This is a genomic window from Paenibacillus sp. OT2-17, from assembly GCF_009827695.1.
Classification (GTDB): Bacteria; Bacillota; Bacilli; order Paenibacillales; family Paenibacillaceae; genus Paenibacillus; species Paenibacillus polymyxa_B.
This window is the reverse complement of the sequence record NZ_WUDQ01000126.1, coordinates 1-8708: the sequence shown is the minus strand read 5'-3', so window position 1 is coordinate 8708 and position 8708 is coordinate 1. Positions and strand designations below refer to the sequence as shown.

At 40.3% G+C, this 8708-nt stretch carries 10 protein-coding genes and 1 pseudogene; 6 read left to right on the top strand and 5 right to left on the bottom strand.

Features of this window, described 5'->3' with window-relative positions:
• The first annotated feature begins 12 nt into the window (after positions 1-12).
• Positions 13-210, top strand: a complete 198-nt coding sequence (locus tag GRP75_RS14635; protein ID WP_013310240.1) for a DUF3934 family protein — start codon at positions 13-15, stop codon at positions 208-210.
• A 115-nt stretch (positions 211-325) separates the two neighbouring features.
• Complete coding sequence (locus GRP75_RS14630) at positions 326-1018, top strand: pseudouridine synthase (RefSeq protein WP_160789654.1); 693 nt, start codon at positions 326-328, stop codon at positions 1016-1018.
• Between the two features lie 107 nt (positions 1019-1125).
• Here the strand turns inward: GRP75_RS14630 and GRP75_RS14625 are convergent, their stop codons facing one another.
• Genes GRP75_RS14625 through GRP75_RS14610 form a run of 4 tightly spaced genes read right to left on the bottom strand, consistent with a single transcriptional unit; the run spans position 1126 to position 5126 of the window.
• The gene (locus GRP75_RS14625; protein WP_023988502.1) at positions 1126-2226 is read right to left on the bottom strand and encodes a GerAB/ArcD/ProY family transporter; all 1101 of its coding nucleotides are present in this window, start codon (positions 2224-2226) and stop codon (positions 1126-1128) included.
• A gap of 12 nt (positions 2227-2238) precedes the next feature.
• Entirely contained in the window at positions 2239-2466 is a 228-nt protein-coding gene (locus tag GRP75_RS14620) for a hypothetical protein (protein ID WP_023988503.1), read from the bottom strand.
• Between the two features lie 6 nt (positions 2467-2472).
• Entirely contained in the window at positions 2473-3681 is a 1209-nt protein-coding gene (locus tag GRP75_RS14615; RefSeq protein WP_160789653.1) for a Ger(x)C family spore germination protein, read from the bottom strand.
• A gap of 14 nt (positions 3682-3695) precedes the next feature.
• Complete coding sequence (locus GRP75_RS14610) at positions 3696-5126, bottom strand: spore germination protein (RefSeq protein ID WP_160789652.1); 1431 nt, start codon at positions 5124-5126, stop codon at positions 3696-3698.
• Positions 5127-5435: 309 nt separating this feature from the next.
• Between GRP75_RS14610 and GRP75_RS14605 the strand changes: the two genes are divergently transcribed.
• The 4 genes and pseudogenes from GRP75_RS14605 to GRP75_RS14590 form a co-directional block, all read left to right on the top strand.
• Positions 5436-6011, top strand: coding sequence for a LysE family translocator (locus tag GRP75_RS14605; RefSeq protein WP_023988506.1), 576 nt, complete (start codon positions 5436-5438; stop codon positions 6009-6011).
• A gap of 24 nt (positions 6012-6035) precedes the next feature.
• Positions 6036-6812 carry an AraC family transcriptional regulator gene (locus GRP75_RS14600; protein WP_023988507.1) on the top strand — a complete coding sequence of 259 codons (777 nt, stop codon included), beginning with the start codon at positions 6036-6038 and terminating at the stop codon, positions 6810-6812.
• A gap of 15 nt (positions 6813-6827) precedes the next feature.
• A complete protein-coding gene (gene panB, locus GRP75_RS14595) occupies positions 6828-7679 on the top strand; it encodes a 3-methyl-2-oxobutanoate hydroxymethyltransferase (protein ID WP_160789651.1) in 852 nt (283 codons plus the stop codon).
• Positions 7660-7749 (top strand): annotated as a pseudogene (locus GRP75_RS14590) (alpha/beta hydrolase); the annotation flags it as partial. The gene panB and the pseudogene GRP75_RS14590, both read left to right, overlap by 20 nt.
• Positions 7750-7909: 160 nt before the next feature.
• Here GRP75_RS14590 and GRP75_RS14585 read toward each other — a convergent pair.
• Positions 7910-8708: NAD(P)H-binding protein (locus tag GRP75_RS14585; protein ID WP_160789650.1), on the bottom strand; the 799-nt coding region annotated here is incomplete at its 5' end.

Here is an 8708-nt window from a genome sequence, read left to right as displayed (position 1 = left end):
TGGAGTGATCATATGGGTGGAAAAAGCAAGGGCGGCGGAACCGGCAGAGGTACAGGTAGTAAGGGCTGGACACGCTGGAACAAAACTGCGAAGCCAGTAAGGACAAAAAGTGCTTCTACAAGCGCACCGGGAAGCAAAGCGGCAGGTGGCACAAAAGGCGGCACTGCCAAACCAACAAGGAATAAAAGCGGCGGTAACAGTAGCAAATAAGCCGGGAAAGTATACGTTGTCGTAAACGGCGAACATCTGATTAAGCAAGAACAATCAGGTGTTTTTTTAATTATTTTACTTAAACTCGCATATTATAATCAGAAGCAGGTGAATCGTGAGAATTAACAAGTACATCAGTGAGACAGGATTCTGCTCACGTCGGGAAACCAACAGGCTGATTGCAGCAGGACGAATTACGATTAATGGAAATGTTTGTGAAGCGGGCGCAGAAGTAGAGCTACAGGATATCGTGCTAATTGATGGGGAAGTTATTCCGCTTAATTCCAGTGAACCTGTATATTTGGCTCTGAATAAGCCTATAGGCATTGTTTGTACCGCAGCAGAGCAAGTGGCTGGCAATATTATTAGTTATGTTAACTATCCTTCGCGGATTTTTGCCATCGGCAGGCTGGACAAAGCGTCAGAGGGACTCATTCTATTAACCAACGATGGAAGCATTGTCAATCAAATGATGCGTTCCGAGCATGGTCATGAGAAGGAATATATAGTGACTGTAGACAAACCTGTTACAAACGAGTTTATGCAAGCCATGTCTCGTGGCGTTGAAATATTGAACGTCATTACCAAACCGTGCAAAGTTGATCGTACAAGCGAATACGAGTTCCGCATTATTTTGACGCAAGGTCTGAACTTGCAAATTCGCAGGATGTGCAAGGCTTTGGGGTACAGGGTGCTAAAGTTGGAACGTGTTCGAATTATGAATATTACCTTGGATCATCTGGAACGGGGCCAATGGAGACATCTTGAGAGGGAGGAACTGGAGTTACTTCTTGCTAAATTGCAATAATGATTACAACAAGAGCAAGTCCCCTAGCCCAATAGGCGTCTTCCATGTCCTTTGGACGTGGTGGAGAGGCTGGAATTGGACAGTATGTTCATACGGTCAATGCAACTTTAGTGATACTTTTTACGGAATTTCAACGAGCCGCCTACCTTACCCACCAGCCATAGCACAATAGGAAACACGATACCGAAAATCATGGCGTAAAAAGGCCATACTGAAAAAAACTTGATTAAAAATTGCATATTTGGCCAAATAGAATGAACCATTGCCATTGCGATTAGGATCAGAGGAACTAAGAGAGAGTTAGCGCTTCGAAGACGAAAAGCATCTGCAAGCCCTTGCGCTGAAACATATAAAAGCAATGCGAGTCGGAAAAAAATGGTAACAAACCAGAACACTGCAACGACAATTTCAAACCGTTGAAGAAACTCCCCGTTACTGATTGTTCGGCTAATAAAATAAGTAGGAAACGTCAAATTAGATACAACACCTTCACTCATCACGGCGATTATTTGTAGAACCATGAAAAAATACATGCCGCCGCTAATCAAAGCACATGTAATCACTGTCTTTCTCCACTTCTTTGGATCGGGAATGTACTGTGCAAAAAAAAGATACAGAATTGCTTCAAGGTAGGGAAAGGCAAACAAATTGAACGAAGCGAGAACGATAGGGTTCAAACCATACTCAAAAATAGGGAGCACATTATTTATGTTGGTCTCAGGAAGAAGGGTAATCCTGACCAAAAGATATAGAACCAGAAGGAAAAAAAACAGGATTTCCGCACAACGGCCAATTACAGCAGGGCCTGATCGAACGGCGAAATAAATGACTATAAGCATGATGAAATATATCGCGTCGGAGGGAGTTTCCGGCATAATATCTATTGTGATAAAGTCGCCTAGATTTCGAAGCGTCATGATGAACACAAGAAAGGGAAAGAAAAAAATGAAAACGATGCTAATCGTCCCGCCCAAGGGACCGAAGAGGCAACGGAGATGCTCTACGAAAGATTTCCCCTGTATTTGCCTAGCGATGGAGGCATATAAAGGTATCAATAACAGATGGAAACCTAAGGAGACTGGGATGGAGAGCCAGGCATCTTGTTTAGCGGCAGCAGTAATTGCCGCTGGGAGCACCAGATATGCGCTTCCTATTTGATATAATGTAAACCACATAATAGCTTGTCTAACGGTCAAGTTGGAATTCATTCCAATGCCCCCTTAAGATAACATTTCTATAAGTAACCGGCTTACTGGTTGGAATAGGATTCGAATGCCCGTCAGTGGAGTCGGCAATTCAATGTTGGCGATCCGTAGGATAATCAATATAACGCCTATAGTCAACAATACCGAGCTGAATACAATTTCACGCACATATTGTTTCTTCTTGAATTTTTTAAACTCATACAGCGATGTTAAAATGGAACTTACGAGAATCACATAAAGCATATGTATTCACTCCTGATTGTGTATTCCCATATCAATTGGACTGGCGATTTCTCCGAACCGGATCAAACGATAATTGAGCTGAATATCCACTTTAAGCGTTTGGAATTTTTGTGACCAATCCTCTTTCCATCTATGCCATTCACGCGGGAACTTGCGGTGGAAAGCTTCTCCAAACCCGAATATATCGGAACCGATGTGTTGTGCATTTCGAATGCCTTCCTTCAAAGACTGTTCCAGATGCTCTTTAGCTGATTTTTGAAGATCTCTAAATGTCTCTTCATTCTTAAGGTTGGCATTGCACGAGACCGTTCCGACATTGGATTCTGTATCCACAATAAGAGAAATGTGCGGCTCATGGTCTATTATTTCTGGACGCATTTTTACTTTGGAACGGATTACTTCAACAACAAATTTTCCATTGGAATACGGACAATCGATGGAAGCTACGGTGCTGGAAACACGGTTGGATATATAGGTAAAGGCTTTACTTTGTGAATCATCCATCCAATTGAGAAGTCGATCGCCCTTGAAAACACCAATTCCAGTGAAAAAATATTTAACATGTTGGGGCGACTTTGTCACATTATCAATAGTTAGGCCTTTTTCTAGGTTTGTCAGTCGAATACCGGTGAGGACTGGTTCAATGCCATCCTCCGTAAATTTCTGCAAAAGATCTTTTACATTGACCGCGGAAGTGGGAGCCCAGGCTTTTTCAGAAAGCCTTAATGCCTTATACATATCCATTGCAGGCAAGATCTCGGTTGGAGCTACAAAAGTAACGGCCTCCTTTGCCGAGTTTTCTCTGACAACCGCCAAATAGAAATCAGGCCGAACTTCATGATCACGGAATAGAAAGTCCAGCGGCTCCTTGATTCCTTTTTTTGCTGTTTTTTCATCGAAAATTACAAATTTTAAGTGGGACATATACAATTTTCGGGAGGATTCCGTTGTTAATTTTCGAATAGCTTCAAATATGGTATCGGCGCGTTTGGAAAAAACGATCGTTGGCGTCCGTTCCATGGGGGAATTCCGAGACATTTGCGATGGGTCAACCACTTGTAGACTGACTTCATATTGGTCATCCACTGCATCAATACCCATAGCCATCACGACGGAAATTGCGCTCAATTCCTTATTGTTCCAGCAACCCGTAAGAAACACCATTAGCCAGGTGCACATTAACAGTAACAAAATGGTGGATCGGTACGAGTTCATGATGGTCTACTCCTTTAGTTTTTGCGATGTTTTTTTTTAGTTCTATATGGAAAACGCAATATTGCGTCCTTCTGCTCCGACGATTTGTAATTGGCAAAGGGGCTCAAATACGGTACACCGAATGAATGCAGTCCATTCAGATGCACAAAGAGCATGAGGATACCAACAGTCAATCCGTACACACCAAACATAGCGGCTATTCCTATGAAAGCGAAACGTAATATACGGATAGGAATGGCAAAGGTGTACGAGGGAATGACAAAGCTCGAAATGGCAGTTATTGCAACAACAATGACCATAACAGCCGAAACGATGTTTGCTTCTACAGCTGCTTGGCCAATTACTATTGACCCAACAATAGAAACGGCTTGACCGACCGTCCGTGGCATACGAAGACCTGCCTCCCTCCGAATTTCAAAAACCACTTCCATGATCATCGCCTCAATAAATGCTGGAAACGGAACTCCTTCACGTTGCGCGGATAAGCTTAATAACAAAACTGTTGGAATCATATCCTGATGGAATGTCGTTAATGCGACATAAATGGAGGGAGCCAACATACAGATTGCCAGGCAAATATACCTTAATATTCGAATGATACTACTGTAAATAAAGGATTGATAATAATCTTCTGCGGATTGAAGGAAATCTACAAACACCGCAGGTGCAAGGATGGCGAAGGGAGATCCATCCACAAATATCGCAATTTTCCCCTCCATAATTCCTGCTGCAATAGAGTCTGGGCGATCAGAATTATAAAAGAGCGGAAATATCGTGAGTTGTTTATCTTCTTGGAGACATTCTTCCAAATATTCGCTTTCAAGCACACCTTCTACATGCATGTCCTTTAACTTGGATATCATGTCCTGCACCTTTTTTAGGTCAGCCACCTCATGTAAATACATGACCGATATATCGGTCTTGGTTTTTTCGCCAACTTTTATGGTAGTTAGACGTACTCTTGTATCCTTCACCCTTCGACGAACCATAGTCGTATTCGTACGTAAAGTTTCTGTAAACGACTCTTGCGGACCTCTGACCACAGGCTGCGTCTTCGAGTCCGTAATGCTGCGTTCTTCCCATCCAGGCAAAGAAATGACCAATCCTTCATCCGTATCGTTCAGTAGTAGGAGAAGACCACCTGAGAGGATCTGTTCCAAGGCATCTTCAAAGTTTTGAGTAAAGCTTGCTTCACCAATGTCCAAAATTGCGTTTTTCAATAACGGTAAAGTGATCTCGTCAGAGGAAACACGATCATGCAACGGACGGATCACGTTGTCCTGTACCTTTTGCATGTCAGTCATTCCATCCAAATAAAAAAGAGCGGCGTGTTTATGGCCAGTCGTGATCTCACGAACAATAAAATCCGAACTGTTTCCCATGAAGTCACAAATGAGATCGATATTCTGGCATAATTGTCTTGAAAATTTGGTATGTAACTTCATTTTCACCCTCCTCAGATACGTAGTATTAACAATAATCCGAAATAATACCACAATAATCCATGATTATGTTTGTTGTCGGTAAGGTTAAAAACATCTTTAACGGTAGAGGATTCGGGCTAAGTAATTTTTGAAGACAGCTACGGACAACAAGGAACTGACGATGCAACTCTTGAATAAGGGAAATTTTGATATAGCAAACAGCGTAGAAGAAGGGGGACTACGAAGGGTACAATACCTGCAATAATATACTATATGCCATTTATCTTAAGATGTATTATTTCATGAGAATACGTTAAAGGAGTTTTCCTCATGAATATTACATCTGTTTTAATTTACTGTTTTATTGCCACTTTTACACCAGGTCCAACTAATATCGTTATACTATCTACAGTCCATAATTTTGGGGCAAAAAAAGCAATGAAATATACGTATGGAGCAACTCTAGCTTTTGGTTTATTACTTGTTATTTCTGCTATATTAAATACGATGCTTATAACGATCATACCGAAAATTTTAATTGTTATGCAGATAATCGGAAGCTGTTATATGTTCTATCTCGCCTATCAAGTTTACAAAATGGATACATCCAATCCAACCGTCAACCAATCAGCTACCTTTATGTCAGGCTTTCTTATGCAGTTTCTAAATCCAAAGGTAGTACTATTTACAATGACTGTAATTCCTAGTTTTATTATGCCCCACTATATCGCAATACCTGCGGTGACGATAAGTATTGTCGCTATAACGCTTATTGGTTTTTTAGCATTTGTGACATGGGTTCTTTTCGGTGCAATCTTCAAGGAGTTTTTACAGAAGCATAAAAAGACTGTTAATATAATGATGGCCTTGTTTTTAGCCTATGCGGCCATAATGATATGGATGTAGGTAAGCTTGTTAGGGGTGATTGAATTGGACAAATTTATCTATAAGAAATCAGCAGGTATTACTGCGCTATCAGCAAGTCTTTCTGAATTTAAGTATAAGAAGCACTCTCACATGGAATATGCAATAGGCGTAACATTGCGTGGAATTCAAGAGTATACCTTGGATGGCAGCTTACAGTTATCCTATCAAAATGGTGTGATGCTTTTTAATCCAGAACAGGCGCATGACGGAATGGCACATAATAAGGTGGGGCTTGATTATGTCATGCTATATATTGAGCCACAATTGCTTTTAGAGATTATTGAGCACAAGGATATCGTACGGTTTTCAACGCCAATTGTGTATGACTATAGCCTTGAACAAAAAATATTAAGTCTTTCTAAGGCTATCTTAAGCGAAAAAGATGAGGCTTTGTGTAGCGAATTACTTTTATCCTTGACGGATAGCCTTTTTCAAACCAATCTTTCTACAGACAATAAGAAAGAGAACGTTTTAATAAGAATAGCGAAGGATATGATTCATACCAACTTAGAACATGTACTTAAACTTGACGAGATATGTAAAGAGCTTAATTTATCGAAATTTCAGTTTATCCGATTATTCAATGCTCATACTGGAATTTCACCATACCAATACTTTCTTAACTGCAAGATCGAACGTGCAAAGCAGTTAATAGAAAAAAATAGAGATATTTATTCAGCAGTAGCAGAATGTGGTTTTGTTGATTTAACCCATTTAAATAAACACTTTAAAAGTGTATATGGAACAACAGCATTTGAATATATGTCACATTTAAATTGAGGAGGAGGGAATACGTTGAAACAAACTACAGATTTGTTGAAGATGAAGCAAAACAATGAAAAGATTGTCATGTTAACAGCCTATGACTATCCTTCTGCAAAGCTTGCAGAACAAGGGGGCGTTGACGTCGTATTGGTTGGTGATTCGCTTGGAATGGTTGTTGTGGGTTACGATTCAACAATTCCAGTTACAATCGAAGACATGATTCACCACACGAAAGCTGTTAAACGAGGAGCGAAGGATACATTTATCATTACGGATATGTCGTTTTTAACCTATCATTTGTCTGTTAGAGATACATTAATCAATGCTGGGGAATTAGTTCAAGATGCCGGTGCCCATGCGGTGAAGCTGGAAGGTGCCGATGAAGTCGTCGAACATATCGCCGCCCTGACAAGAGCAGGAATTCCTGTCTGCTCCCACCTGGGACTGACTCCGCAAACTGTTGGAGTTTTAGGCGGATATAAGGTGCAGGGAAAAGATGCATTAGCCGCTAAAAAATTGCTGGAAGATGCTAAGAAATGTGAAGCGGCTGGAGCATTTGCTCTTCTTTTGGAATGTGTTCCAAGACAACTTGCAGAAGAAGTAACCAAAGCCCTTTCGATTCCGGTGATTGGAATTGGTGCTGGATTGGATGTGGATGCCCAGGTTCTCGTATATCATGATATTTTAGGCTATGGTGTTGAACGTGTTCCTAAGTTTGTAAAACAATACCATTCGCTGAATCCGTTTATATTGGAGTCCATTCAAGCTTATACTGCTGATGTGAAGAATAAACGGTTTCCTGAAGAAAAACATACTTTTACGATGAAGGAAGAGGAACTGAAAGTACTTTATGGAGGTAAGGCTGGTGATTCACGGTACTGAAGATCCGATTATCCCTTATGAACATGGAAAAAATCTGGCTAACGAAATTACAGGTGCGGTTTTACTGAGTTCAATAAAACAGCGGTAATCTAGGACTTTATTTTTCCGTCCATGGCTGCCGCTGTTTCTATTACTTGGATCATCAGTCTAATGTTGTATCGTTTTACTCTTTGCCATTCCTCGTTCAGCTAACGTTTTCCGTTAGGTAATTAGTAAAAGCAAATAAGGGGTTATACAAAATAATGTTTGTTTTCATTAACCCATTGAGTAAATGTTCTGGCTGGCTTGCCTGTAACTTGTTCTACTGTCGGTAGAACGGTATAGGCTCCTTTAGGAGGGTTTTTCCCAATCCCTATAATAAAGTATTCAATAAATTCATTGTCATAGCCTTTGCTTTTCCAATCTTGTTTTACTTGTTCTTCTGTAATTTCAACAAGATCAATGTATTTATCTATAACTACAGAAATTTGTTTAACCATACTTCTTGGAGACAATGCTTCTGGTCCTGTCAAATCATATGTTAGCTTATCATGGCCTTCTTCTGTCAGTGCCTTTACTGCGACATCAGCGATATCAGCTTCATGAATTCTAGCGCTTAAACTATCAGGGAAAGCCGTACGAATAATCCCTTCTTTTTGGATTGATTCTGTCCAACCACTGTAAAGTGCATTTTTCATAAATTCCACTGGCTTTAGTAAAGTCCATTCCATTCCGCTATTTTTAATAACGTCCTCAATTGGGTTCCCTTCAAAATCTAACAGGGCTACAATTCTTGCAACATTAGCTTGTTTTGCCATCTGAATAATTCTTTTGTTTTTTATAAATTTTTCGTCCGATTGTTCACTCTGAGTGATCAGAAACAAGCTATCTATAGTATGGAGATGTGCTTTTATAGTTTCGGGAATATCAAGATCCCCTAGAACTACTTGTGCTCCTTTAGGTAAGTTGCTTTCCTTCCTTGACAATGCCTTTACTTCTATATCTTTTGCAACTAGTTGTTCAACAATATGACTCCCCACACTTCCTGTT